Origin of the sequence: Streptomyces sp. NPDC017095, from assembly GCF_044332325.1 — a bacterium.
In the GTDB taxonomy this organism is placed as follows: domain Bacteria; phylum Actinomycetota; class Actinomycetes; order Streptomycetales; family Streptomycetaceae; genus Streptomyces.
In genome coordinates this window covers 85,724-108,719 of sequence record NZ_JBIROU010000018.1, presented here as the reverse complement: position 1 = coordinate 108,719, position 22,996 = coordinate 85,724, and the positions used below count along the sequence as shown (strand labels likewise).

Annotated in this window: 21 protein-coding genes; 15 read left to right on the top strand and 6 right to left on the bottom strand. The window is 73.8% G+C overall.

All coding sequences use genetic code 11. The features are described from left to right. Positions 1 to 150 precede the first annotated feature (150 nt). Positions 151 to 960: an NAD-dependent epimerase/dehydratase family protein gene (locus ACH4OA_RS29650; protein ID WP_397972208.1), complete on the bottom strand. Its 810-nt coding sequence runs from the start codon at positions 958 to 960 to the stop codon at positions 151 to 153. Between the two features lie 256 nt (positions 961 to 1,216). Between ACH4OA_RS29650 and ACH4OA_RS29645 the strand changes: the two genes are divergently transcribed. The 15 genes from ACH4OA_RS29645 (at position 1,217) to ACH4OA_RS29575 (ending at position 18,343) form a co-directional block, all read left to right on the top strand. After that, the gene (locus ACH4OA_RS29645) at positions 1,217 to 2,158 is read left to right on the top strand and encodes a 5-dehydro-4-deoxyglucarate dehydratase (RefSeq protein WP_397941758.1); all 942 of its coding nucleotides are present in this window, start codon (positions 1,217 to 1,219) and stop codon (positions 2,156 to 2,158) included. Next, a complete protein-coding gene (locus ACH4OA_RS29640; protein WP_397941760.1) occupies positions 2,155 to 3,318 on the top strand; it encodes a hypothetical protein in 1,164 nt (387 codons plus the stop codon). The genes ACH4OA_RS29645 and ACH4OA_RS29640 overlap by 4 nt, the downstream gene beginning before the upstream one ends. 587 nt (positions 3,319 to 3,905) lie before the next feature. Further along, positions 3,906 to 4,562 carry a GntR family transcriptional regulator gene (locus ACH4OA_RS29635; RefSeq protein ID WP_397972205.1) on the top strand — a complete coding sequence of 219 codons (657 nt, stop codon included), beginning with the start codon at positions 3,906 to 3,908 and terminating at the stop codon, positions 4,560 to 4,562. Next, positions 4,559 to 5,470 carry a dihydrodipicolinate synthase family protein gene (locus ACH4OA_RS29630; protein ID WP_397941764.1) on the top strand — a complete coding sequence of 304 codons (912 nt, stop codon included), beginning with the start codon at positions 4,559 to 4,561 and terminating at the stop codon, positions 5,468 to 5,470. Before ACH4OA_RS29635 ends, ACH4OA_RS29630 begins: the two co-directional genes overlap by 4 nt. Next, positions 5,467 to 7,200 (top strand): L-arabinonate dehydratase, encoded by a 1,734-nt coding sequence (gene araD, locus ACH4OA_RS29625; protein ID WP_397972202.1) that lies wholly within the window; start codon positions 5,467 to 5,469, stop codon positions 7,198 to 7,200. Before ACH4OA_RS29630 ends, araD begins: the two co-directional genes overlap by 4 nt. 80 nt (positions 7,201 to 7,280) lie before the next feature. Continuing rightward, positions 7,281 to 8,216 carry a carbohydrate ABC transporter permease gene (locus ACH4OA_RS29620; RefSeq protein WP_397972199.1) on the top strand — a complete coding sequence of 312 codons (936 nt, stop codon included), beginning with the start codon at positions 7,281 to 7,283 and terminating at the stop codon, positions 8,214 to 8,216. Further along, the gene (locus ACH4OA_RS29615) at positions 8,213 to 9,097 is read left to right on the top strand and encodes a carbohydrate ABC transporter permease (RefSeq protein ID WP_397972195.1); all 885 of its coding nucleotides are present in this window, start codon (positions 8,213 to 8,215) and stop codon (positions 9,095 to 9,097) included. Before ACH4OA_RS29620 ends, ACH4OA_RS29615 begins: the two co-directional genes overlap by 4 nt. Positions 9,098 to 9,137: 40 nt before the next feature. Further along, a complete protein-coding gene (locus ACH4OA_RS29610; RefSeq protein ID WP_397941770.1) occupies positions 9,138 to 10,277 on the top strand; it encodes a Gfo/Idh/MocA family protein in 1,140 nt (379 codons plus the stop codon). After that, positions 10,277 to 11,122, top strand: coding sequence for a PmoA family protein (locus ACH4OA_RS29605; RefSeq protein WP_397941772.1), 846 nt, complete (start codon positions 10,277 to 10,279; stop codon positions 11,120 to 11,122). The genes ACH4OA_RS29610 and ACH4OA_RS29605 overlap by 1 nt, the downstream gene beginning before the upstream one ends. Then, positions 11,119 to 12,624: a family 43 glycosylhydrolase gene (locus ACH4OA_RS29600; RefSeq protein WP_397972193.1), complete on the top strand. Its 1,506-nt coding sequence runs from the start codon at positions 11,119 to 11,121 to the stop codon at positions 12,622 to 12,624. The genes ACH4OA_RS29605 and ACH4OA_RS29600 overlap by 4 nt, the downstream gene beginning before the upstream one ends. A gap of 110 nt (positions 12,625 to 12,734) precedes the next feature. Next, positions 12,735 to 14,075 carry an ABC transporter substrate-binding protein gene (locus ACH4OA_RS29595; protein WP_397972190.1) on the top strand — a complete coding sequence of 447 codons (1,341 nt, stop codon included), beginning with the start codon at positions 12,735 to 12,737 and terminating at the stop codon, positions 14,073 to 14,075. Positions 14,076 to 14,179: 104 nt separating this feature from the next. Beyond that, on the top strand, positions 14,180 to 14,950 hold the full coding sequence (locus ACH4OA_RS29590) for a rhamnogalacturonan acetylesterase (RefSeq protein WP_397972187.1): 771 nt from the start codon (positions 14,180 to 14,182) through the stop codon (positions 14,948 to 14,950). A gap of 18 nt (positions 14,951 to 14,968) precedes the next feature. After that, entirely contained in the window at positions 14,969 to 16,285 is a 1,317-nt protein-coding gene (locus ACH4OA_RS29585; RefSeq protein WP_397972184.1) for a polysaccharide lyase family 1 protein, read from the top strand. Positions 16,286 to 16,354: 69 nt separating this feature from the next. After that, complete coding sequence (locus tag ACH4OA_RS29580) at positions 16,355 to 17,464, top strand: pectinesterase family protein (protein WP_397972181.1); 1,110 nt, start codon at positions 16,355 to 16,357, stop codon at positions 17,462 to 17,464. A gap of 81 nt (positions 17,465 to 17,545) precedes the next feature. Continuing rightward, complete coding sequence (locus ACH4OA_RS29575) at positions 17,546 to 18,343, top strand: HAD family acid phosphatase (RefSeq protein ID WP_397972179.1); 798 nt, start codon at positions 17,546 to 17,548, stop codon at positions 18,341 to 18,343. A gap of 71 nt (positions 18,344 to 18,414) precedes the next feature. On the opposite strand, the gene ACH4OA_RS29570 is transcribed toward ACH4OA_RS29575, so the two are convergent. The 5 genes from ACH4OA_RS29570 to ACH4OA_RS29550 all read right to left on the bottom strand — a co-directional run bounded on the left by ACH4OA_RS29570 (position 18,415) and on the right by ACH4OA_RS29550 (position 22,992). Next, positions 18,415 to 19,296 carry a hypothetical protein gene (locus ACH4OA_RS29570; protein ID WP_397972177.1) on the bottom strand — a complete coding sequence of 294 codons (882 nt, stop codon included), beginning with the start codon at positions 19,294 to 19,296 and terminating at the stop codon, positions 18,415 to 18,417. Continuing rightward, positions 19,293 to 19,862, bottom strand: coding sequence for a SigE family RNA polymerase sigma factor (locus ACH4OA_RS29565; RefSeq protein ID WP_365874199.1), 570 nt, complete (start codon positions 19,860 to 19,862; stop codon positions 19,293 to 19,295). Before ACH4OA_RS29565 ends, ACH4OA_RS29570 begins: the two co-directional genes overlap by 4 nt. Before the next feature lie 200 nt (positions 19,863 to 20,062). Continuing rightward, positions 20,063 to 21,517, bottom strand: coding sequence for a peptidoglycan D,D-transpeptidase FtsI family protein (locus ACH4OA_RS29560; RefSeq protein WP_397972174.1), 1,455 nt, complete (start codon positions 21,515 to 21,517; stop codon positions 20,063 to 20,065). Positions 21,518 to 21,582: 65 nt separating this feature from the next. Further along, positions 21,583 to 22,074: a GNAT family N-acetyltransferase gene (locus tag ACH4OA_RS29555; RefSeq protein ID WP_397972171.1), complete on the bottom strand. Its 492-nt coding sequence runs from the start codon at positions 22,072 to 22,074 to the stop codon at positions 21,583 to 21,585. 144 nt (positions 22,075 to 22,218) lie between these two features. Continuing rightward, entirely contained in the window at positions 22,219 to 22,992 is a 774-nt protein-coding gene (locus tag ACH4OA_RS29550) for an IclR family transcriptional regulator (RefSeq protein WP_397948228.1), read from the bottom strand. Positions 22,993 to 22,996: the final 4 nt, after the last annotated feature.

Genomic DNA, 22,996 nt, shown 5'->3' with positions numbered 1-22,996 from the left:
TTCGGCACGGGCCGGGCCCGCGGCGGACCTGCGCGGCTGTCCGGGGCGGAGCGGGAACGGGCACACCGGATGCCCGGACACGGCCGCGGACGGGCCCGTTCGGTGCCCGCCCGCGCGTGGGGACGGCTGATTCCGGCCGCCGTGCGCGGCTCAGTAGGGCCAGATCGGCGGGTCGTTCACGAAGTGGCCGCCCAGGCAGGTGTGGGCCGGGTTGTCCGGGTCCGGCTCGCCCTGCTCGGCGAGGAGCTTCGCGGCGTACGGCTCGGAGTCGTCCCGGGGCGTGTAGCCGAGCGCCCGCGCGCTGCCGAGGTCCCACCACAGACGGGTGTTGGCGGAGGAGCCGTAGACGACCGTGTGGCCGACCCCCTCGGCGGTCAGGGCCGCGTGGAACAGGCGCGCGCCGTCGGCCGGGCTCATCCACACCGAGAGCATGCGGACGCTGGTGGGCTCCGGGAAGCAGGAGCCGATGCGCACGGAGACGGTCTCCAGACCGTGCTTGTCCCAGTAGAGCTGGGCCAGGTCCTCGCCGAAGGACTTGGACAGGCCGTAGAAGGTGTCCGGGCGGCGCGGGGTGTCGACCGGGATCAGCGGTTCGCCCGGGCGGGGGGCCGGCGTGAAGCCGACGGCGTGGTTGGAGGAGGCGAACACGATCCGCGGCACCCCGGCCTCGCGGGCGGCCTCGTAGAGGTGGTAGGTGCCCTGGATGTTCGAGCGGAGGATCTTCTCGAAGGGCGCCTCCAGCGAGATGCCCGCGAGGTGCAGGATCGCGTCCACGCCCCGCACCGCCTCGCGCAGCGCGTCCCGGTCGGCGAGGTCCGCGGTGATCGCGTCCGGCTCGCCCTCGACGGGACGGACGTCGAGCAGGCGCAGCGTGTAGCCGTACTCCGGCAGCAGGGACCGCATCAGGGTGCCGAGCCCGCCGGCGGCGCCGGTGAGCAGGACGGTGCGGGGAGCGGGCATCCTTCGATCTCCTTGGTGTCCTAGAGCCGGCGGGCGACGGCAGCCGGGAGGGCAACGCGCGCATGTGTGGACCCTGTTCACATCCATGGACACGCTAGGGAGGTGTGCCATGCCCCGTCAAGTGTGCCCCGGCGGCAGGAGATCCGCACCGGTGTTGCCTGTTCGGGCGCTTGACCCGCTCGGATGACGGACCGTAGCGTGCTGTCGTTCAGGAATATAGACGACGATCAGAAGCATGCACCGACAGGGAGCGCCTGTGACGCCAGCCCCTCTCGCCGCCCGGCTCCGCGAACCCACCGGGCCGCTCTTCTTCCCCGTCACGGCCTACGGCCCCGGCGGCTCACCCGACCTGGACGTCTACCGCGCCCATGTGCGCGCCGGTGTCGAGGCCGGTGCCGCCGCCGTCTTCGCCTGCTGCGGCACCGGCGAGTTCCACGCGCTGCTGCCGGAGGAGTTCGCGGACTGCGTCCGGGCCGCCGTCGAGGCGGCCGACGGGCGCGTCCCGGTAGTCGCGGGCGCCGGGTACGGCACCGCGCTCGCCGTCCGCTACGCCCGCCTCGCCGCCGACGCGGGCGCCGACGGCCTCCTCGCCATGCCGCCGTACCTGGTGCTCGCCGGTCAGGAGGGGCTGCTGCGGCACTACCGGGAGGTCGCCGCCGCCACCGACCTGCCGGTCGTCGTCTACCAGCGCGACAACGCCGTCTTCACCCCGCCGACCGTGGTCGCGCTGGCCCGCACCGACGGCGTCATCGGCCTCAAGGACGGCCTGGGCGACCTCGATCTGATGCAGCGCGTCATCAGCGCCGTCCGCACCGAGGTCCCCGGCGACTTCCTGTACTTCAACGGACTGCCCACCGCCGAACAGACCCAGCTCGCCTACCGCGCGCTCGGCGTCACCCTGTACTCCTCCGCCGTGTTCTGCTTCGCGCCGGAGATCGCCCTCGCCTTCCACCGCGCCCTGGAGAGCGGCGACCTGCCCACCGCGCACCGCCTCCTGGACGGCTTCTACCGCCCGTTCGTGGAACTGCGCGCCCAGGGCCGCGGATACGCGGTCTCGCTGGTCAAGGCGGGCGTCCGGCTGCGCGGCCTGGACGTCGGCGAGGTCCGGCCGCCGCTGCACGAGCCGGCCGGGGAGCACGTCAAGCAGCTCGCCCGGCTGATCGAGCGCGGGCAGGCGCTGCTGGAGGGGGCCGCGTGAAGACGTCCGCGTTCGTCTACCCCTGGGACGTCGTCGGCGACCCCGAGGCACCCGAGCGCCTCGCCGGGCTCGGCGTCGAGCAGGTCACCCTCGCCGCCGCCTACCACTCCACCCGGGCGCTGACCCCGCGCCATCCTCGCCACCGCGTCGTCACCGCCGAGTACGCGGCCGTCCTCTACCCGCCGGGCACCCGCTGGGCGGGCCGCGGCCTGCGGCCCTACCCCGCCGGCCGCTGGGCCCCCGGCGACGCCTACGGCACGGCGGCCGGCGCCCTCGCCGCGGCCGGCCTGGAGGTGCACACCTGGGTCGTCCTCGCGCACAACTCCCGCATGGGCGCCGAGCATCCCGACACCAGCGTCGTCAACGCCTACGGCGACCGCTATCCGTGGGCGCCCTGCATCGCCCAGCCCGCCACGCGCGCGTACCTGACCGACCTGGCCGCCGAGGCCGCCGTACGCCCCGGTGCCCGGGGCACCGAACTGGAGTCCCTCGGCTGGTACGGGCTCCAGCACCTGCACGCCCACGACAAGACGGCCGGCGTGGCCCTCGGGGAGGCCGGCCAGTACCTGATGTCCCTGTGCTTCTGCCCCTCCTGCCAGGCCGGCTACGGCGCACTCGGCCTGGACGCGGGCGCGCTGGCCGCGGCCGTGCGCGAGGCCCTGGAACCGCTGTGGCGGGGCGCGGCCGGAGACGAGGGCTGGCCGACGGTGGGCAAGCTGCTCGGCGAGGAGACAGCGGCCGTCACGCGCGCCTGGCGCGACACCACCGCCCGCACCCTCCAGGAGGAGGCCGTCGCCGCCGTGCGCGCCGCCGCGCCCCACGGCTTCCAGGTCCTGCTGCACGCCGACCCGGTCTCCTACCACTGCGGGGCCAACGCGGGCGTCGACCCGGCGCACATCCTGTCCGTGGCCGACGGCGTGGTGGTGCCCTGCACGGGTGGTACGGCCCTGCTGGCGCCGTTCGCCGCACGGGCCCGGGAGGGGACGGTGCTGGCCGCCAACCTCACCGTCGTCACCGGCATGGGCGGCAGCCCCGGCACCCTCGCGGCGGACGCGTCCCGCGCACGGGCCGACGGCGCGACCGAACTACGGCTCTACCACGCCGGCCTGGCCTCGGACGACGACCTGGCGGCAGTCCGCACAGCCCTGTCCACCCCCTGAACCGGCAGAACGCCCCCAACCAACCCCAGAGCCCCCGGCGACGGCGTGCCCGGGCGGGCCACCGGCCCGGCCCCGACGGCGAGCCCGCTCGCGGCGCCCGCGGCCAGCGGCACGCCCGCGCTCGCCGCAGCCCGGCCGAGCGGCGGTCCCCGCGTCCCGCGTCGCACGGGCGGCGATCGGCCCACAGGGCGGCCCCGCCGGCCCCGCCGGCCCCGCCGGACGGCGTCGGCCGCCGCGCCACCGGCTCCCACACCCCGGCCGGACCCGCCAGCGCGCCCGCCGCCAGCGCGATCCCGCCCGCCGCGAACCGACGTGCCCCCGCCCGCCGCCGGCGCGATCCCGGCCACCGTGACCCGCGATCCGGGCCACCGTGAATCGTCGCAAACCGCCGCCCTCCCGCCCGCCGCCGGCGCGATCCCGCCCACCACGGACCGTCGTCGCGCCCCGCCCGTCACCCGCCCGAACTCCCTTCACTCGCACGTTCTTTGTCGGAAGCATTGACGAAACCCGTGGCCCCTCCTACCTTCGACGCGTCGTACTTCGTACGTCATATATGAGACGCCATATGTGAGATCCGAGAGGGCCGCATGACCTCTGTGCCCACGCCGATCCCGTCCCGCACGCAGTACGTGCTGGACGCGATCAAACACCGCATCCTCACCGGGCAGCTGACGCCCGGTCAGGCCCTGGTCGAGACGGAGCTGGCCGCGCAGTTCGGGGTGTCCAAGACCCCGGTGCGCGAGGCGCTGAAGACCCTCGCCGGCACCGGCCTGGTCGTGATGAGCCAGTACAAGGGCGTCACGGTGCGCATGGTGGACGCGGACATGGCGCGCGAGGTGTACGACGTACGGCTGCTGCTGGAGCCGGAGGCCCTGCGCCGGTCCGTCCGGGGCGGCGCCTCCCTCGACGCCGCCCGCTCCGCGCTGACCCGCGCCGACGACGCCACCGACACCGCCGAACGCTCCCTCGCCAACCGGGAGTTCCACCGCGCCCTGTACCTGCCGTGCGGCAACCCGCTGCTCGCCCGGATGCTGGACGAGGTCCGCGACCAGGCCGCCCTGGTCTCCACCGTCGCCTGGGCCGCCGACCCGTCCTGGGAGCGGGAGGCCGCCGAGCACCGGGACATCCTGCGGCGCGCGCTGGACGGCGACGCCGACGGGGCCGCCGAGGCCCTGCACGCGCACATCGCGTCCTTCGTGCGCCGGGCGTTCCCCGAGCCCCTCGCGACGGACGGCGAGCGATGAGCAGCGTGACCTTCGAGACCCAGCGGGCGGCCCTGGCCGACGTGGTGGCCATCCCGGTGACCCCGTTCGCCGCGGACGGCTCCGTCGACACCGCCGCCCACCGGGCCCTGCTGCGCCGCCTGCTCGACGGCGGGATCACCACCCTCACCCCGAACGGCAACACCGGCGAGTTCTACGCCCTCACCCCCGAGGAGCGCCGGCTGGTCGCCGAGACCACCGCGGCGGAGGCCGGCGGCCGCGCCGCGATCCTGGCCGGCGTGGGCCACGACCTGCCCACCGCCATCGCCTCCGCCCGGCACGCCCGCGACCTGGGCGCCGGGATGGTCATGGTGCACCAGCCGGTGCACCCGTACGTCTCGGCGGCCGGCTGGGTCGACTACCACCGCGCGATCGCCGAGGCCGTCCCCGAGCTGGGCGTGGTGCCGTACATCCGCAACGCGCAGCTGCCCGGCGCCCGGCTCGGCGAACTCGCCGGCCACTGCCCGAACGTGATCGGCGTGAAGTACGCCGTCCCGGACGCCGCCCGGTTCGCGGCCTTCGCCCGGGACGCGGGCCTGGACCGCTTCGTCTGGGTGGCCGGACTCGCCGAGCCGTACGCGCCCTCCTACTTCTCCGCGGGCGCCACCGGCTTCACCTCCGGACTCGTCAACGTGGCCCCGGCCCTCTCCCGGACCATGCTGGCGGCGCTGCGCCGCGGCGACTACCCGGCCGCCATGAAGGTCTGGGAGCGGATCCGCCGCTTCGAGGAGCTGCGCGCCGCGCACGGCAACGCCGACAACGTCACCGTCGTCAAGGAGGCCCTGGCCGCGCTCGGCCTGTGCCGGCGGGACGTCCGGCCGCCCAGCAGGGCGCTGCCCGAGGACCAGCGCGCCGAGGTCGCCGCGATCGCCGCCGGATGGTCCATATGAGCGCGCCCCGCAAGCGGCCCGGGGAACTGCGCAGCCACCAGTGGTACGGCACCGACGGCCTGCGGTCCTTCAGCCACCGCGCCCGCACCCGCCAGCTCGGCTACCTGCCCGAGGAACACCTCGGCAAGCCGGTCATCGCCATCCTCAACACCTGGTCCGACATCAACCCCTGCCACGTCCACCTGCGCGAGCGCGCCCAGGCCGTCAAGCGCGGGGTGTGGCAGGCGGGCGGCTTCCCGCTGGAGTTCCCGGTCGCCACGCTCAGCGAGACCTTCCAGAAGCCGACCCCCATGCTCTACCGCAACCTGCTCGCCATGGAGACCGAGGAGCTGCTGCGCTCCTACCCGGTCGACGGGGCGGTGCTCATGGGCGGCTGCGACAAGTCCACGCCCGCGCTGCTGATGGGCGCCGCCTCCGCCGGCCTGCCCGCGGTCTTCGTGCCCGCCGGCCCCATGCTCCCGGGCCACTGGCGCGGTGAGGTCCTCGGCTCCGGCACCGACATGTGGAAGTACTGGGACGACAAGCGCGCCGGGCTCATCGGCGACTGCGAACTGACCGAGCTGGAGAGCGGCCTGGCCCGCTCGCCGGGCCACTGCATGACGATGGGCACCGCGTCCACGCTCACCGCGGCGGCCGAGGCCCTCGGGGTGACCGTGCCGGGCGCCTCCAGCATCCCGGCGGTGGACTCCGGGCACGACCGGATGGCGGCGCGGGCCGGCCTGACCGCGGTGGAACTGGTCCACCGGGACCGCACACTGGCCGACATCCTCACCCGGGAGGCGTTCGAGGACGCCGTCACCACCGTGCTGGGCCTCGGCGGCTCCACCAACGCGGTGATCCACCTGATCGCCATGGCCGGCCGGGCGGGCGTCCGCCTCACCCTGGACGACTTCGACCGCATCGCCCGCACGGTCCCGGTGCTCGCCAACGTCCGCCCGGGCGGACAGAAGTACCTGATGGAGGACTTCCACTTCGCCGGCGGGCTGCCCGGCTTCCTCTCCCGGATCACCGACCTGCTCCACCTGGACCGCCCGACCGTCGCCCACGACAGCCTGCGCGAACAGCTGGCGGGCGCCCTGGTCCACGACGACGACGTGATCCGGCCCCGGGACAACCCGGTCGCGGCCGAGGGCGGGGTCGCCGTGCTGCGCGGCAACCTCTGCCCGGACGGCGCGGTCATCAAGCACATCGCCGCCGAGCCGCGTCTGCTGCGGCACACCGGCCCGGCCGTCGTCTTCGACGACTACAAGACCATGCAGCGCACCATCAACGACCCCGCGCTCGGCATCACCGCCGACCACGTGCTGGTGCTGCGCAACGCCGGCCCCAAGGGCGGCCCGGGCATGCCCGAGTACGGCATGCTGCCGATCCCGGACCACCTGCTGAAGCAGGGTGTGCGGGACATGGTCCGCATCTCCGACGCCCGGATGAGCGGCACGAGCTACGGCGCGTGCGTGCTGCACGTGGCCCCGGAGTCGTACGTCGGCGGCCCCCTGGCGCTGGTGCGCAGCGGCGACCTCATCACCCTGGACGTCGCCGCCCGCAGCCTCCGCCTCCACGTGGACGACGAGGAGCTGGCGCGGCGCCGGGCGGCGTGGACCCCGCCGCCCGCGCGGTACGAGCGCGGCTACGGGGCGCTCTACAACGAGCAGATCACCCAGGCGGACACCGGCTGCGACTTCGAGTTCCTCGCGCGGCCGGGCACGGTGCGGGACCCGTACGCGGGCTGAGCCGCCCCGCATCCCGGCCGCCCCTGGCCGGGATCTCGAACACCGATCGGAAAGCGCTTCACCGAGAACGGAGAACAGTCATGGCCCAAGCCGCAGCCGTGGCGACACCGCCCGCGCCACCCCGGCGGCGCCGTGCCTCCGCGACCCCGCGCAGGCTGCCGTACCTGCTGATCGCCCCGGCGGCCCTGCTGATGCTGGGCTTCATCGCCTACCCGGTGCTCAGCGTCTTCTACTACAGCCTGCGCGACTACAACCCCACCAAGCCCTGGCGCAACGGCTTCGCGGGCCTGGAGAACTTCACCCACGCCTTCGCCCACGACCCGCAGTTCTGGGACTCGCTCACCTTCAGCGCCAAGTGGGTCGCGGTGGAGGTCGCCCTGCAACTGCTGCTGGGCCTCGCCCTGGCGCTCATCGTCAACCAGACGTTCGTGGGGCGGGCGGTGGGCCGCGCGCTCGTCTTCTCGCCCTGGGCCGTCTCCGGCGTGCTGACCTCCGCCATCTGGGTGCTGCTGTACAACTCCCAGACCGGCGTGAGCCGTTACCTCGCCGACGCGGGCCTCGGCTCCTACGGCACGAGCTGGCTGTCGGACACCTCCACGGTGTTCCCGGCCGCGGTGGTCGCCGACCTGTGGCGCGGAGTGCCGTTCTTCGCGATCCTCATCCTCGCCGACCTCCAGTCCGTCTCCCGGGACCTGTACGAGGCCGCCGAGGTGGACGGGGCGAGCCGGCTCCAGCAGTTCCGGCACATCACACTGCCCCACCTGAAGGACGCGATCGTCCTGTCCACGCTGCTGCGCGCGGTGTGGGAGTTCAACAACGTCGACCTGCTCTACACCCTGACCGGCGGCGGCCCGGCCGGCGAGACCACCACCCTGCCGCTGTACATCGCCAACACCTCCGTCGACGCCCACAACTTCGGCTACGCCTCCGCCCTGACCACGGTGGCGTTCGTGATCCTGCTCTTCTGCTCGGTCGTCTACCTGCGGCTGAGCAAGTTCGGAGGTGCGTCCAGGTGATCACCGAGATCGCTCCCGCCCCCGGGCGCGTGGCGGCCCAGCCCGCCCGGCCCGGCCGCAGGCACCGCGCCTGGGACGAGGTCCCGCGCTGGCAGATCTACGTCCCGCTGGCCGTCTACCTCCTGTTCACGCTGATCCCCTTCTACTGGATCCTGCTCTTCGCGCTCCGCCCGGCCGGCTCCACCTCCCTGGTGCCCTGGCCGGTCACCTTCGAGCACTTCGCGAAGGTGTGGACCGAACGCAGCTTCGGCACCTACTTCACCAACAGCGTCTACGTCGGCCTCGCCACGCTGGTGCTCACCACCGTCGTCTCCCTGGCCGGCGGCTACGCCCTCGCCCGGTTCGACTTCCGCCTCAAGCGCGGCTTCATGCTGGCCCTGCTCTGCTCCCAGTTCGTGCCGGGCGCACTGCTGCTGGTGCCGCTGTTCCAGATCTTCGCCGGGCTGCGGATGATCAACTCGCTGGGCAGTGTCGTCCTCGCCGAGACCGTCTTCCAGCTTCCGCTGTCGATGATCCTGATCAGCGGCTTCATCCGGAACGTGCCCTACTCCCTGGAGGAGGCCGCCTGGGTGGACGGCTGCAACCGGCTGACCGCCTTCCGGATCGTCGTCCTGCCGCTGCTGCGGCCCGGGCTGATCGCCGTCGGCTCCTTCGCCTTCGTGCACGCCTGGAACCACTTCCTGTTCGCCCTGATGTTCCTGTCCGACCAGGGCAAGCAGACCATCCCGGTCGGCCTGAACACCCTGATGAGCGCGGACAGCGTCGACCTGGGCGCCCTGGCGGCGGGCGGCATCATCGCGGCCGTGCCCGTGGTGATCGTGTTCGCCTTCATCCAGAAGTGGCTGATCACCGGGTTCAGCGCCGGGGCGGTGAAGGGATGAGACCGCGCCACCTCGCAGCGGCCGTCGCGGGGAGGACGGCATGACCGTGCCCGTCGTCCTCGCGGGCGCCCGCGGCCACGGCCGCTGGCACCTGGACAACATCCGCCGGCTCCAGGCCCGGGGCGTGGTCCGGCTGGCCGGGATCTGCGAGCTGACCCCGCTGACCGAGGCGGAGATCCCGGACGGCCTGGGCACGCCCGCGCAGTCCGCCGACCTCGGGGCGCTCCTGGACGGCACCGGCGCGCGGATCGCCGTCGTCTGCACACCGATCCCGACCCACACCGAGCTGGCCCTGACCGCCGCCGCGCGGGGCGCGCACCTGCTGCTGGAGAAGCCGCCCGCGCCCTCCTACGCCGCGTTCCGCCGCATGGCCGACGGGGTCGCGCGGGCCGGGGTGGCCTGCCAGATCGGCTTCCAGTCGCTCGGCTCGCACGCGCTGCCCGCGATCCGGCGGCTGATCGCCGAGGGCGCCGTCGGCGAGGTGACCGGGGTCGGCGCCGCCGGCGCCTGGGCCCGTGACGAGACGTACTACCGGCGGGCGCCCTGGGCCGGCCGGCGGCGCCTGGACGGCGCCGACGTCGTGGACGGTGTCCTCACCAACCCGCTCGCGCACGCCGTCGCCACCGCCCTGGCCCTGCTCGGCACCACCCGCGCCGAGGACGTCACCGGCATCGAGACCGAACTGCTGCGCGCCAACGCCATCGAGTCCGACGACACCTCCTGCGTCCGGGTACGCACCCCGCGCGGACCGGTCACGGTCGCCGCGACCCTGTGCGCCGAGCGGCCCGGCGAGCCGTACGCGCTGGTGCACGGCAGCACCGGCCGGATCACCTTCTGGTTCAAGCAGGACCGGGTGCTGCTCCAGCGGACCGGGCACGGCCCCGAGGAGACCGTGTACGGCCGCACGGACCTGCTGGAGAACCTGGTCGCGCACCTGGAGCACGGCACCGCGCTGCTGGTCCCGCCGGAGGACACCGGCGCCTTCATGCGGGTGGTCGAGGCCGTCCGCACCGCCCCGGACCCGGTGCCGCTGCCGGACACCGCCTGGCGGCTGCTGCCGGGCGAAGGGCGCCGGACGGTGCCGGGCGTCGACGGCCTGGTCGCGGCCAGCGCCGACACCCTCGCCCTCTACTCCGAACTGGGCGCCTCCTGGGCCCCGCCGAACGAGGTGAGCACCTGATGCCCTCCCACGACAGCCTGGTCCTGCGGGTCGCGGGCCGGCCGGTCGGCCGCTACGTCATCCGGCCCGAGCTGCCCGCCCGGCTCGCCCCGCGCCCCTGCCTGCACCCCGTCACCACCCTGGCCGGCACGGCGGTCACCGAGCTGGGCCCGGCCGACCACGCCCACCACCTCGGCGTCGGTGTCGCCGTCCCCGACGTCGAGGGGTACAACTTCTGGGGCGGGCGGACCTTCGTCCGCGACCGGGGGCCGACCGAGCTGGACAACCACGGCGCCCAGCGGCACACCGGCTTCCAGCTCTGCGACCCGGACGGCTTCGTGGAGGAGCTGCGCTGGGTCGCCGCCGGCACCGAGCTGCTGCGCGAACGCCGTACGGTCGCGGCCACCGGGCTCGGCGCCACCGCCTGGGCGCTGGACTTCACCTTCTCCCTCACCAACGTCACCCCGGCCCCGCTGTCGCTCGGCAGCCCCGCCACCAACGGCCGGCCCGGCGCGGCCTACGGCGGCTTCTTCTGGCGGGCCCGCAAGGAGGCGCGGGCCCCGGAGGTGTTCACCGCGGACCGGGACGGCGAGGCCGCGGTGCACGGCACCCGCGCCGACTGGCTCGCGCTGGCCGGCGCCCGCTGGACGCTGGTCTTCGCCGGCGCCACCGAGGACACCCGCCGCGACCCCTGGTTCGTGCGGGCCGCCGAGTACCCGGGCGTGGGCTCCAGCCTCGCGCACACCGAGCGGCTGTCCGTCGCGCCCGGCGAGACCGTCGTACGCCGGATCGTCACCGTCGTCGCCGACGGCCGGCCCGACCGCGCCGAAGCGGCCGCGCTGGTCCGCAAGGCGGTGGCCCAGTGACCTCCTCCTACCGCAACCCGGTGCTGAACGCCGACTGGTCCGACCCGGACGTCGTCCGCGTCGGCGACGACTTCTACCTGACCGCCTCCAGCTTCGGCCGCGTCCCCGGGCTGCCGCTGCTGCACTCCCGGGACCTGGTCGGCTGGACCCTCGTCGGCCACGCCCTGGACCGCCTGGAACCGGCGGAGGAGTTCGACCGGCCCCGGCCCGACCGCGGGGTCTGGGCGCCGTCCCTCCGGCACCACGACGACCGCTTCTGGATCTTCTGGGGCGATCCGGACCAGGGCATTTTCCAGGTCAACGCGCCCGGGATCAGGGGTCCGTGGACCCGCCCGCACCTGGTGAAGGCGGGCAAGGGCCTGATCGACCCGTGCCCGCTGTGGGACGAGGAGTCCGGCGAGGCCTACCTCGTGCACGCCTGGGCCAGATCCCGCTCCGGGGTCAAGAACCGCCTCACCGGCCACCGCATGCACCCGGACGGCACCTCGCTGCTCGACGAGGGCCGGGTGATCGTGGACGGCGACCGCATCCCCGGCTGGTTCACCCTGGAGGGACCCAAGCTGTACCGGCACGACGGCTGGTTCTGGATCCTCGCCCCGGCCGGCGGGGTGGAGACCGGCTGGCAGGGGGCGTTCCGCTCGCGCGGGTTCTTCGGCCCCTACGAGGAGCGGATCGTCCTGGAGCAGCGGGACACCGACGTCAACGGACCGCACCAGGGCGGCTGGGTGCGCACCGCGGCCGGCGAGGACTGGTTCGTTCACTTCCAGCAGCGCGGCGCCTACGGCAGGGTCGTCCATCTCCAGCCGATGCGCTGGGCGGACGACGGCTGGCCGGTCCTCGGCGACGACGGCGCCCCCGTCGCCGTGCACCGGCGGCCCACGCTGCCGCCGCAGCCGCCCGCCGCGCCCGCCACCGACGACGACTTCCCCGGCGGCCGGTACGGCCGGCAGTGGCAGTGGACCGCCAACCCGGCCGACGGCTGGGCCACCCAGCACTCCGGGGACGGGCTGCGGCTGGCCTGCGTCCGCTCCGCCGACGCCCACGACCCGCGGAAACTGCCCCACGTCCTGACCCAGCGGCTGCCGGGGGTGCCGGGCACCGTCGAGGTCGGGTTGCGGCTGGACGCCACCGAGCCGGGCGCGCGGGCCGGACTGGCGGTGCTCGGGGACGCCTTCTCCTGGATCGGGCTGGAGCGCGGGGCCGACGGGACGGTCCGCCTCGTGCACCGCTTCGCGGAGGAGGTCGCCGAGCGGGAACGCGACGCCGGGGTGCCGTGCGTGGCGCCCGGGGGCCGGGCCCTGCTGCGGATCGAGGCCGGACCCGGGGCGCGGTGCCGGTTCTCCTACGACGTCGGGGACGGCCCGCGTCCGTCCGGGCCGGTCTTCGCGGCCGTGCCCTGGCGCTGGGTCGGCGCCCTGCTCGGCCTGTTCGCCGTCGCACCCGAGGGGACCGGGCCGGCGGGCTCGGCCACCTTCACCCGGTTCCGCTTCACCCCTTCGTGAGCACCGTGCCCGCCTGGCCGGGCACGCCCTTCCCCGGTCCGCGGCGACGGACCGGACACCGAGCCCCACCACCCCCTGCCCCGTTGGACCCAGCAGAAGAGAGCCGACCGATGACAAGCAGCATCCGCAACCGCAGAAGCAGGCGCGCCGCCCTGGCCGTCGCCCTGGGCTCCGTCCTCGCGCTGACCGCCACCGCCTGCGGCGACGACGGCAGCGGCGGCGCGGGCGGCAAGGGGAACGAGGGCTCCGGCAAGGGCACCGTCACGTTCTGGGACAACAACGGCGGTGTCCGCACCGACGTCTGGAAGCAGATCATCGCCGACTTCGAGGCCAAGTACCCCGACATCAAGGTGAAGTACGTCGGTGTGCCCGCCGCGAGCGTCCAGTCCAAGTACGACACCGCCATCCAGGGCGGCGGCCTGCCGGACGTCGGCGGCCTCGGCACGGCGATGCTGGCCGAGGTCGCCGCGCAGGGCGCGCTGGAGCCGCTGGACGGCCGGCTCTCCGGCAGCCCGCTGAAGGGCAGGCTGAACGCCACGTTCCTGGAGAGCGTCAAGGCGGCCGGCGGCGACGGCAGGACGTACACCGTGCCGACGTCCGCGAACAACGGCACCCTGTGGTACCGGACCGACCTGTTCCGCGCGGCCGGGCTGGAGCCGCCGACCACCTGGACGAAGTTCTACCGGGCCGCCGACCGGCTCACCCACAAGGACAAGAACGCCTTCGGCTACACCCTGCGCGGCGGTGAGGGCTCCATCGCCCAGGCCCTGGACGCGATGTACGGGCAGAGCGGGATCACGTCCTTCTGGAAGGGCGACAAGACCACCGTCAACGACCCGAGGAACGTGGCCGCGCTGGAGAAGTACGCCGGCCTGTACAAGAAGGACACGCCGTCCGCCGACGTGAACAACGACTTCACCAAGATGGTCGCCCAGTGGGATTCCGGCACCATCGGGATGCTCAGCCACAACCTGGGCTCCTACGCCGACCACGAGAAGGCGCTGAAGGGCAGGTTCCGCGGCATCCCCAACCCGACCCTGGACGACGGGACCCGGGTGCAGGTGTCCAACCCGGTCGACGGGCTCGCCCTGTTCAAGTCCGGCAAGAACAAGGCCGCCGCCTGGAAGTTCATCGAGTTCGCCGCCTCGCACGCGGCCAACAGCAAGTGGAACGAGGTCGCGGGGCAGGTGCCGGCCAACACGGAGGCGGCCGGGGACGCGTGGGTGCGGGCGTCGGAGCCGACGAAGCTGGCCGCCGAGGCGCTCAACGGGTCCCGCACGAAGATCGTGCAGCTGCCGTACTACCTGCCCGACTGGAACACCCTTTCCAAGGCCGACAACGAACCGAACCTGCAGAAGGTGCTGCTCGGGAAGCTGAGCGCGAAGGAGTTCCTGGACACGCTCGCCGACCAGCTGAACACGGCGCAGGCGGACTGGAAGGAGCACCGCTGAGCGGCCGGACGGCCCCCGCGGGCGGGGGACCGCCGGCCGGCCCCGGCCGGACGCGCGGTCTTCCGCCCCCTCTGGAAACGCACCCCAGTCGAAAGGCACAGGCCGTGTCCCTCACGCGCAGACAAGTCACCTCCGCGGGTCTCGCCGCCGTACCGCTCGTCGGCCGTTCCCGCCGGGAGACCCGCACCCTGCACCTCGCCGGCGACTCCACGGCCGCGCAGAAGTACGCCGACGCCGCGCCCGAGACCGGGTGGGGCATGGCGCTGCCCTTCTTCCTCCGCGAGGAGCTGAAGGTCGCCAACCACGCGGTGAACGGGCGCAGTGCGAAGAGCTTCGTGGACGAAGGGCGGCTCGACGCGCTGCTCGCCGGGGTCCGGCGCGGGGATGTGCTGCTCGTCCAGTTCGCGCACAACGACGAGAAGGCCACCGATCCCGCCCGGTACACCGAGCCGTGGACGACGTACCAGCGCTACCTGCGGCTGTACCTCGCCGGCGCCCGCGAGCGCGGTGCCCGGCCCGTGCTCGCCACCCCGGTGGAGCGCCGCCGGTTCGCCGCCGACGGCACCGCCCTGCCCACCCACGGCGAGTACCCGGCGGCCATGCGCGCCCTCGCCGAGGAGGAAGGGGTCGCGCTGCTCGACATCGAGGCGCTCTCGCTCGCGCTGTGGCAGCGGCTCGGCGCCGAGGAGACGAAGACCTACTTCAACTGGACCGCCACCGAGCAGGACAACACCCACTTCAACCCGCCGGGCGCCGTCGCCGTGGCGCGGCTCGTGGCGCGGGAGCTGCTGCGCACCCGGGTGCTGGCCCGGCACGACGTCGTCCGGCTGCACGAGGAGGTCCCCGCCTCCTGGATCACCTGGCCACCCGCATAGCTTGAGGAGAGCCCCACCATGCGTATCCCTGGATGTCATGGACGTGTCATAGTGACGGCCGTCGGCTGCACGGCCCTCGTCCTCGCCGTCACCGGCACCGCGTCCGCGCACTCCGACCACCGCACCGCCCCCGGCCGGCAGGTGCTGCCCGCCGGCGACGGCTGGGCGGCCTACGGCACCGGGACGACCGGCGGCGCCGCCGCCGACCCCGCGCACGTCTACACCGTCACCACCTGGGAGCAGTTCAAGGCCGCCCTCGCGGACGGCGGCAGCGCGCCGAAGATCGTCCGGGTGCGGGGCACCCTCGACGCCGACGGGCCCGGCTGCGACGCGTTCGCCGTGCCCGGCTACGACTTCGCCGCCTATCTGAAGACCTACGACCCCGCCGTGTGGGGCCGGACCACGACCCTCGACGCCGAGCCCGACGACAGCCCCGAGGGCCTGCGCCGCGCCTCCGCCGCCCGCCAGGACGCCTCCATCAAGGCCACCATCCCGGCCAACACCACGATCGTCGGCATCGGGCGCGACGCCGGCTTCAAGGGCGCCAGCCTCCAGATCAAGGGCGTCGACAACGTCATCGTGCGCAACCTGGCCTTCGAGAGCCCGCTCGACTGCTTCCCGCAGTGGGACCCGACCGACACCGCCGACGGCAACTGGAACTCCGAGTACGACAGCGCCGTGGTGTACGGGTCGTCCCACGTGTGGATCGACCACGACACGTTCACCGACGGCGACCACCCGGACAGCACCCTGCCGTCGTACTACGGCCGGATCTACCAGCAGCACGACGGCGAGCTGGACGTCGTCAAGGGCGCCGACTACGTCACCGCCTCCTGGAACGTCTTCGAGGACCACGACAAGACGATCCTCATAGGCAACAGCGACAGCGCCGCCACGGCCGCCGTCGACCGCGGGCACCTGAAGGTCACCTTCCACCACAACCTGTTCCGGAACCTGGTCGAACGGGCCCCGCGCGTCCGCTTCGGGCAGGTGGACTCCTACAACAACCACTTCGTCGCCGGTGCCGGCTACTCCTACAGCTACGGCATCGGCCTGGAGTCCCAGCTCGTCGCCGAGCACAACGCGTTCACCCTGCCCGCCGGGACCGGCGCCGGCACGGTCCTGAAAAAGTGGAAGGACGCGCCGGTCACCGCCGCCGACAACTACGTCAACGGCCGGCCGGTAGACCTCGTCGCCGTCCACAACGCCGAAGTCCCCGGCGAGATCCTGCGGTCCGGGGCCGGCTGGACACCGGCCCTGCGCACCCGGGTGGACCGGCCGGAGGCCGTCCCCGGCCTCGTCGCCCGCCACGCGGGCGCCGGACACCTGCGCTGACCGCCCGCGGCCGGGGCGCGCACCGCCCCGGCCGCACCCGCCCGAGCCGCCCCGACAAGGAGCCGTCCCATGCCCCTGACCCGACGAGGTCTCCTCGCCGCGAGCGCCGGGTCCGCCGCCGCGCTCGCCCTGGCGCCCGCCCCCGCGCACGCCGGCCCGCGCCCCTTCGGCCGCCACGGCTCCCCGGCCCGCCGCCGCACCCCGGACACCCTCTACGTCGACCCGCACGGGCGCGGCGACTTCACCAGCGTGCAGGCCGCGGTGACCGCCGCGACCGGCAGCGGCCGGACCCTCGTGCTCGCGCCCGGCACCTACCGCGAGACGGTCGCCGTCGACGCCGGCCGCCCGGAGATGACCTGGATCGGCGCCACCGGGGACCCCCGGGACGTCGTGATCGTCTACGACAACGCGGCCGGCACCCCCACGCCCGGCGGCGGCACCCACGGCACCAGCGGCTCGGCCACGGTCACCGTCCAGGCCGACGGGTTCACCGCCCGCCACCTCACCTTCGCCAACGACTGGCTGCGCGCCGCCCACCCGGGCACCACCGGCACCCAGGCCGTCGCCCTCAAGGCGCAGGGCGACCGCGGCGCCTTCCTGCACTGCCGCTTCCTCGGCCACCAGGACACCCTGTACGCCGACACCCTGGCCCTCGGTGTCTTCGCCCGCCAGTACTACGCCCACTGCCATGTCGAAGGAGACGTCGACTTCGTCTTCGGCCGGGCCACCGCCGTCTACGAGCACTGCCGCTTCCACACCCTGAACCGGACGGACCTGGCCGCGGCGCCCTACGGCTTCGTCTTCGCGCCCTCCACGGCCGCCGCCAACCCGCGCGGCTTCCTCGTCACGCACGGCCGCGTCAGCAGCGAGGCGCCGGACGGCTTCTACAAACTGGCCCGCCCCTGGGTCCCCAGCTCCGACCCCACCGCCCGCCCGATGCTCACCGTCCGCGACACCCGGCTCGGCCCCGGCATCGACGCCGTCGCCCCCTACGCCGACATGGCGGCGGCCCACCCCTGGCAGGAGCAGCGCTTCGCCGAGTACCGCAACACCGGGCCGGGCGCCGCCGTCACCGTGCCGGAGAACCGGCCCCGGCTGACCGCCGCCCAGGCCGCGTCGGCGACCCGGACCGCCTATCTCGGCAACTGGCGCCCCTGGCAGGGCATATCGATCGGATAACAGGGCTCGCGATAGCCGTGTGATGCGCGTAGACAGTCCGTGACCTGGTACGTCACTCCATTCACCAGATCCGGAGGATCCATGCGCAAGTCCCTCAAGGCGGCCGCGGCCGGCGCCGCCTGTGCCGTCGCCGGTGCCGCGCTGTACGGCGCGGGCGTGGCCGGCGCCGGCCAGTCGGCGGCGAACTCCACCCACGAGCCGTACAACATCGGCCAGTTGGTGAAGGACATCGACACCTACTACGGCACCACCGCCGACGCCGACGGCGTCTACCTGGCGTCCCCGGACAGCCCGTACGCCAAGGACCTCGCGCGCATCGACGCCGAGGCCGAGCGCTACCTCGACAAGGCCGCCCGCACGGCGCACCACCGGGGCGCCCGGCCGGCCGTCGTCTTCGACATCGACGACACCCTGCTGCTCAGCCTCGACTACGAGAAGCGCCACAACTACACGTACGACTCCGCCACCTGGAACGACTACGTGAACAAGGCCGACCGCCCGGCCGTCTTCGGCAGCCCCGAGCTGGTGCGCTACGCCGAGTCCAAGGGCGTGGAGGTCTTCTACAACTCCGGTCTCACCGAGGCCCAGCGCGCCGGCGCGGTGGCGAACCTGAAGAAGGCGGGCGCCGACGTGAACCTCGACGCCGGCCACATGTTCCTCAAGGACAAGGCCGCCCCGCCGGCCTATCTGAAGCACTGCGCCGTGCCGGGCACCTGGAACTGCACGACCGTCCAGTACAAGTCGGGCACGCGCCGGCACATCGAGCACGACCTCGGCTACGAGATCATCGCCAACTTCGGCGACCAGTACTCGGACCTGGACGGCGGCTACGCCGACCGCGCCTACAAGCTGCCGAACCCGACCTACTTCGTCTCCTGACGGCCGGCCGGACGGGCATCGTCCCCGCCGGCCGCCGGCCGGGCCGGCGGGGACCCGGGCGCCGCCGTCTCTCAGCCGTCGTGCGGGGCGAAGTCACCGGCCACCGCGTAGCCATGCCCGCCGGCCACGCCGGTCATGGCATAGCGGTCGGCGCCCGCGTCGCGTCCGCCGCGGGCGTGGTCGTACTGCCCCGCGAACACCCACCGGCCCGCCGGCACCGTGCGCCCCTCGCGCAGCGTCCAGGTGTAGACGACGAACCCGTCGCGCTCGGCGACGCGCTGGGTGAAGTCCCCTTCCGGCAGCGAGCGCCACGCGCCGGTCGACGTCACCGAGCCGGTCTGGGCGATCCGCAGCTCGACGGTGAGGGAGGTCAGCCGCTCGGTGGTCCGCAGGGTCAGATCGCTCTGCGCCCAGAAGGCGTTGCTGTGCGGGTTCACCGAGCCGTCCGACCACAGCGGTCCGTCCTGTTCGGCACGGGCCGCCGGCGGCTTCGCCGGGGCGGTGGCGTCCGGCGTGGGGGAGGAGGAGGCGTCCGGTGCGCGGGTGGGCGGGACGTGCGGCGCCCGGGACGGCCGGCCGGTGCCCTCGCCGGGCGCCGGGTCCGCCGGGTCCGCCGAGCGGTCCGGAGGCCGGGTGGCGGGAGGCGCCGGCGAGCCGGCCGTGGCCGTGGGCGTGGGCGAGACCGCCACGGTCTGCCGGGCCGGCGGGTCGTCGCGCACCGCGGAGGCCACGGCGTAGCCGCCGGCCGCGAGCACGCCCGCCACCGCGGCCGTCGCGCAGACCACCCGGAGCCAGCCGGGCACCGGCGGGCGCACGGCCCGGTGGCCGGGGCCGGGCGGGGCGGCCATGCCGCGCTCCACCCGGGCCAGGATGCGCGCGCGGTCCGGCCGGTGGGCCTCGGCCGCCTCGTGCAGCCGGGCGCGCAGCTCCTCGTGCACGTCCTGCCGCCTCATCGGTTCCTTCCTCCGCTCTCGCCCGCTCGGACCGCCATCGCCGCGCGCACCCGTGGCGGGTCGCCCTGCGGGCCGAGCAGCCGCTGGAGTTCGGCCATGCCCTTGGACGTCTGGCTCTTCACCGTACCCACCGAGATCCCGAGCGCGAGGGCGGTGTCCTTCTCCGACAGGTCGCACGCGTGCCGGAGCACCACGCACGCCCGTTTGCGGAACGGCAGCCGGCGCAGCGCCTCCTGGACGTCCACGACACCGGCGACGTCCGGGTTCTCGGTCCGCTCCTCGCCGCGCGGCCAGAACAGCGCGACCCGCCGCCGCTCGCGCACCGCGCTGCGGATCCGGGTGCGGGCCAGGTTGGCGACCACGCCCCGCGCGTACGCCACCGGGTGGTCGGCCGCGCGCACCCGGTCCCAGCGGTGCCACAGCGCGAGCAGGGCGTCCGCCGCGAGGTCGTCGGCGGCGTCCGCCTCGCCGGTGAGGAGGCGGGCGAGGCGGGCGAGTTCGGCGTAGTGCTGTTCGAAGAAGGCGTGGAACTCCACGGAGGCTGCGTCGTCGACGACTGTGCCCACGGGTGACCTCTTCTCGGTACGCGCCAGGAGTGTCATGCAAATGACATGCGAGGGATTGTACGGGTGGCCGGACATCGTATGACCCGCCGAACTCGCCTCCGCGCACCGGAAGACCACGCGCCGCGGGGGAACGGGAGGGGATACGAGCGGAGGCGGGAGGGCACCATGGGGTGCCCTCCCGCCTCCGCTCGCGGGGCGTGCTACTTCAGGGCCGCCTGCATCATCGCCTTGGCCACGGGCGCGGCCAGGCCGTTGCCGCTCACTTCCGAGCGCGCCGCGTCGGACTGCTCCACCATCACCGCGACGGCCACTTCCCTGCCGTTGCCGTCGGACTTGCCGTAGGAGGTGAACCAGGCGTACGGCGACTTGTCGTTGTTCTCGCCGTGCTGCGCGGTGCCGGTCTTGCCGCCGACGGTCACGCCGTCGATCAGCGCGTTGGTGCCGGTGCCGTCCTTCACCACGGTCTCCATCGCCGACCGCAGTTGCTCCGCGGTGCGGGAGCCGATGATCTCCTTGGTGTCCGTGTCGTCGTCGTAGTCCTTCAGCACATCACCGCCGCCGTCGGTGATCCGCGCGACCATGTGCGGCGATACCAGCTTGCCGCCGTTGGCGATGGCCGCGGACACCATGGCCATCTGCAGGGGCGTGGCCGTGACGTTGAACTGGCCGATGCCGGACAGGGCCGTCTGCGACTTGTCCATGCCGGAGGGGTAGACGCTCGGGTAGGCGCGCACCGGCACGTCCTGCTCCTCGTCGTTGAAGCCGAACTTCTCGGCCATGGCCCTGACCTTGTCCTGCCCGAGCTGGACGGCCAGATGACCGAAGACGTTGTTGCAGGAGTAGCGCAGGGCGACCCGGAGCGAGGCGTTCCGGCACGGCGCCGACTTGCTCTCGTTCGGCAGCTCGCGCACCGTGCCCGGCATGATGTACGGCTGGGGGCTGTCGGTGGGCTCGTCCACGTTCTCGTACAGCCCGTCCTCCAGCGCGGCGGCCGCGACCACCAGTTTGAACGTGGAGCCCGGCGGCAGCGGCTGGCGCAGCGCGCGGTTGGTGAGCGGCTTGTCCTTGTCCGCGTTGAGCCGCTGCCACGCCGTCCCGGCCGTGCCGGCGTCGGTGAGCGTGGACGGGTCGTACGACGGGGTGGAGACCACCGCGAGGATCTTGCCGGTCTTCGGGTCGAGCGCGACGGCCGCGCCCTTGGTGCCGCCCAGCGCGCGGTAGCCCGCCTTCTGCACGGCCGGGTCGATCGTCGTGACCACGTCGCCCGGGTCGGCGCGCCGGCCGGTGACGGTGTCCATCACGGTCTTCAGCTGGTTGTCCGTGCCGTTGAGCAGATCGGTGTAGATGCCCTCCAGCTGGGTGGGCGCGTACGCCTGCGAGGCGTAGCCCGTCACCGCCGCGTACAGCCTGCCGTCGGTGTACGTCCGCTTGTAGGCGAGGTCGCTTCCTTTCGTCCGTGTCGAGCCGGTGATCGCCTCCCCGGCCACGATGATGTTCCCCAGGGGCCGTGAGTAGGTCGCGATCACGTTCCGCCGGTTGTGGTTGTCGTCCGCGAGGGCCTGGCCGTCGTAGTACTGCAGCCATGTCGCCCTGACCAGCAGGGCGAGCACGAGCAGCAGCGCGAAGACGGACGCCCGCCTGATCGTCTTGTTCATCCCGCCCGGAAGACGAGCGCAACGGGGTCGATCGTTCCCTCACGGCCGTTTTTCTCATCCGGCGTTCAGCCGGCCGGCCCGCCCGCCCGGTCCGCCAGGACCAGCACGACCTCCTCGATCTCCCGCCCCCGCGCGTTCGCGAACCCCCGCGCCCGCGCCGTCTCACGGAACCCGCACTTCCGCAGCACCCGCAGCGAGCCGGCGTTGTCGGCCGCGGCGCGCGCGTACAGCGGCCGGTCGCGCACCTCGGCGAGCAGGGCCCGCAGCGCGGCCGTCGCCACGCCCCGGCCCCAGTACGCGCGGTCGATCCAGTACGTCACCTCGCGCTCGCCGGGCACTCCGTACACCGCAGCGGTACCCACCACGGCGCCGTCGGCCAGCACCGCGCGCAGGACGTGGGAGGTGCCGCGCAGCCGTTTCCAGTAGGCCGCGAAAGCCTCCCGGTCGTCCAGGCCGTCCGGGCAGAAGGCGGCCATCCGCACGGCCTCCGGGTCCGTCATCTGGCGGCGGACCACCGGCAGATCACCGTCCTGGACGGCCCGCAGCACGATCTCCATGACCCCGAGCCTACGACCCGGACGCGCAGCCTACGACCCGGGCGCGGCGCCGACGACCCGGGCGCGGCGCCGACGACCCGGGCGCGGCGCCGACGACCCGGGCGCCGGGCGGACGGCCCGGCCCTCGGGTCCGCGGGCCGGATCTCAGAGCCTGCGGGTCGCCAGCGTCAGCCGGTCCCGCGCGTCGAACAGCGCGTCCTTGATCAGTTGCTCGTGGGCGGGCGTCAGCCGGGCCACCGGGACCGAGCAGCTGATGGCGTCCCGGGCGGGCGTGCGGTACGGGATGGCCACGCCGAAGCAGCGCAGGCCCAGCGTGTTCTCCTCGCGGTCGACCGCGAAGCCCCGCTCCCGGACCTGGTGCAGCTCCTCGATGAGCCGCTCCCGGTCGGTGAGGGTGTGCTCGGTGAGCGCGGGCAGCGTCTCCGGCAGCATCTTGCGCACCTGCTCGTCGGTGTAGGTGGCGAGGATCGCCTTGCCGAGCGAGGTGGAGTGGGCCGGCAGCCGACGGCCGACCCGGGTGAAGGGGCGCAGGTAGTGCTGGGACTGCCGGGTCGCCAGATAGACCACGTTGGGGCCGTCGAGCCGGGCCAGGTGGATGGTCTCCGTGGTGTCGTCCGAGAGCCGGTCCAGGGTCGGGCGGGCGGCGGCCACCACCTCGTCGCCGTCGATGTAGGAGGTGCCCACGAGCAGCGCCCGCACCCCGATGCCGTACCGCGTGCCGGTGGCGTCCGTCTCCACCCAGCCCAGCTCCACCAGCGTGCGCAGCAGCATGTAGAGGCTGGACTTGGGATAGCCCACGGCCTCCTGGACGGCCGCGAGCGAGTGCATACCGGGCCGGCCGGCGAAGTATTCGAGCAGCTCAACGGTCCGTACCGCGGACTTGACCTGCGCCCCGCCCCCTGTGTCGCCTGCCGTCATCGCC

Bases quoted from the DNA above. Each gene is read 5' to 3' on its own strand.
- ACH4OA_RS29560 (WP_397972174.1), bottom strand. From the start codon at position 21,517: ATGAACAAGACGATCAGGCGGGCGTCCGTCTTCGCGCTGCTGCTCGTG.
- ACH4OA_RS29580 (WP_397972181.1), top strand. From the start codon at position 16,355: ATGCCCCTGACCCGACGAGGTCTCCTCGCCGCGAGCGCCGGGTCCGCC.
- ACH4OA_RS29550 (WP_397948228.1), bottom strand. From the start codon at position 22,992: ATGACGGCAGGCGACACAGGGGGCGGGGCGCAGGTCAAGTCCGCGGTA.
- ACH4OA_RS29570 (WP_397972177.1), bottom strand. From the start codon at position 19,296: ATGAGGCGGCAGGACGTGCACGAGGAGCTGCGCGCCCGGCTGCACGAG.
- ACH4OA_RS29605 (WP_397941772.1), top strand. From the start codon at position 10,277: ATGCCCTCCCACGACAGCCTGGTCCTGCGGGTCGCGGGCCGGCCGGTC.
- ACH4OA_RS29555 (WP_397972171.1), bottom strand. From the start codon at position 22,074: ATGGAGATCGTGCTGCGGGCCGTCCAGGACGGTGATCTGCCGGTGGTC.
- ACH4OA_RS29575 (WP_397972179.1), top strand. From the start codon at position 17,546: ATGCGCAAGTCCCTCAAGGCGGCCGCGGCCGGCGCCGCCTGTGCCGTC.
- ACH4OA_RS29630 (WP_397941764.1), top strand. From the start codon at position 4,559: ATGAGCAGCGTGACCTTCGAGACCCAGCGGGCGGCCCTGGCCGACGTG.
- ACH4OA_RS29595 (WP_397972190.1), top strand. From the start codon at position 12,735: ATGACAAGCAGCATCCGCAACCGCAGAAGCAGGCGCGCCGCCCTGGCC.
- ACH4OA_RS29650 (WP_397972208.1), bottom strand. From the start codon at position 960: ATGCCCGCTCCCCGCACCGTCCTGCTCACCGGCGCCGCCGGCGGGCTC.
- ACH4OA_RS29620 (WP_397972199.1), top strand. From the start codon at position 7,281: ATGGCCCAAGCCGCAGCCGTGGCGACACCGCCCGCGCCACCCCGGCGG.
- ACH4OA_RS29635 (WP_397972205.1), top strand. From the start codon at position 3,906: ATGACCTCTGTGCCCACGCCGATCCCGTCCCGCACGCAGTACGTGCTG.
- ACH4OA_RS29585 (WP_397972184.1), top strand. From the start codon at position 14,969: ATGCGTATCCCTGGATGTCATGGACGTGTCATAGTGACGGCCGTCGGC.
- araD (WP_397972202.1), top strand. From the start codon at position 5,467: ATGAGCGCGCCCCGCAAGCGGCCCGGGGAACTGCGCAGCCACCAGTGG.
- ACH4OA_RS29610 (WP_397941770.1), top strand. From the start codon at position 9,138: ATGACCGTGCCCGTCGTCCTCGCGGGCGCCCGCGGCCACGGCCGCTGG.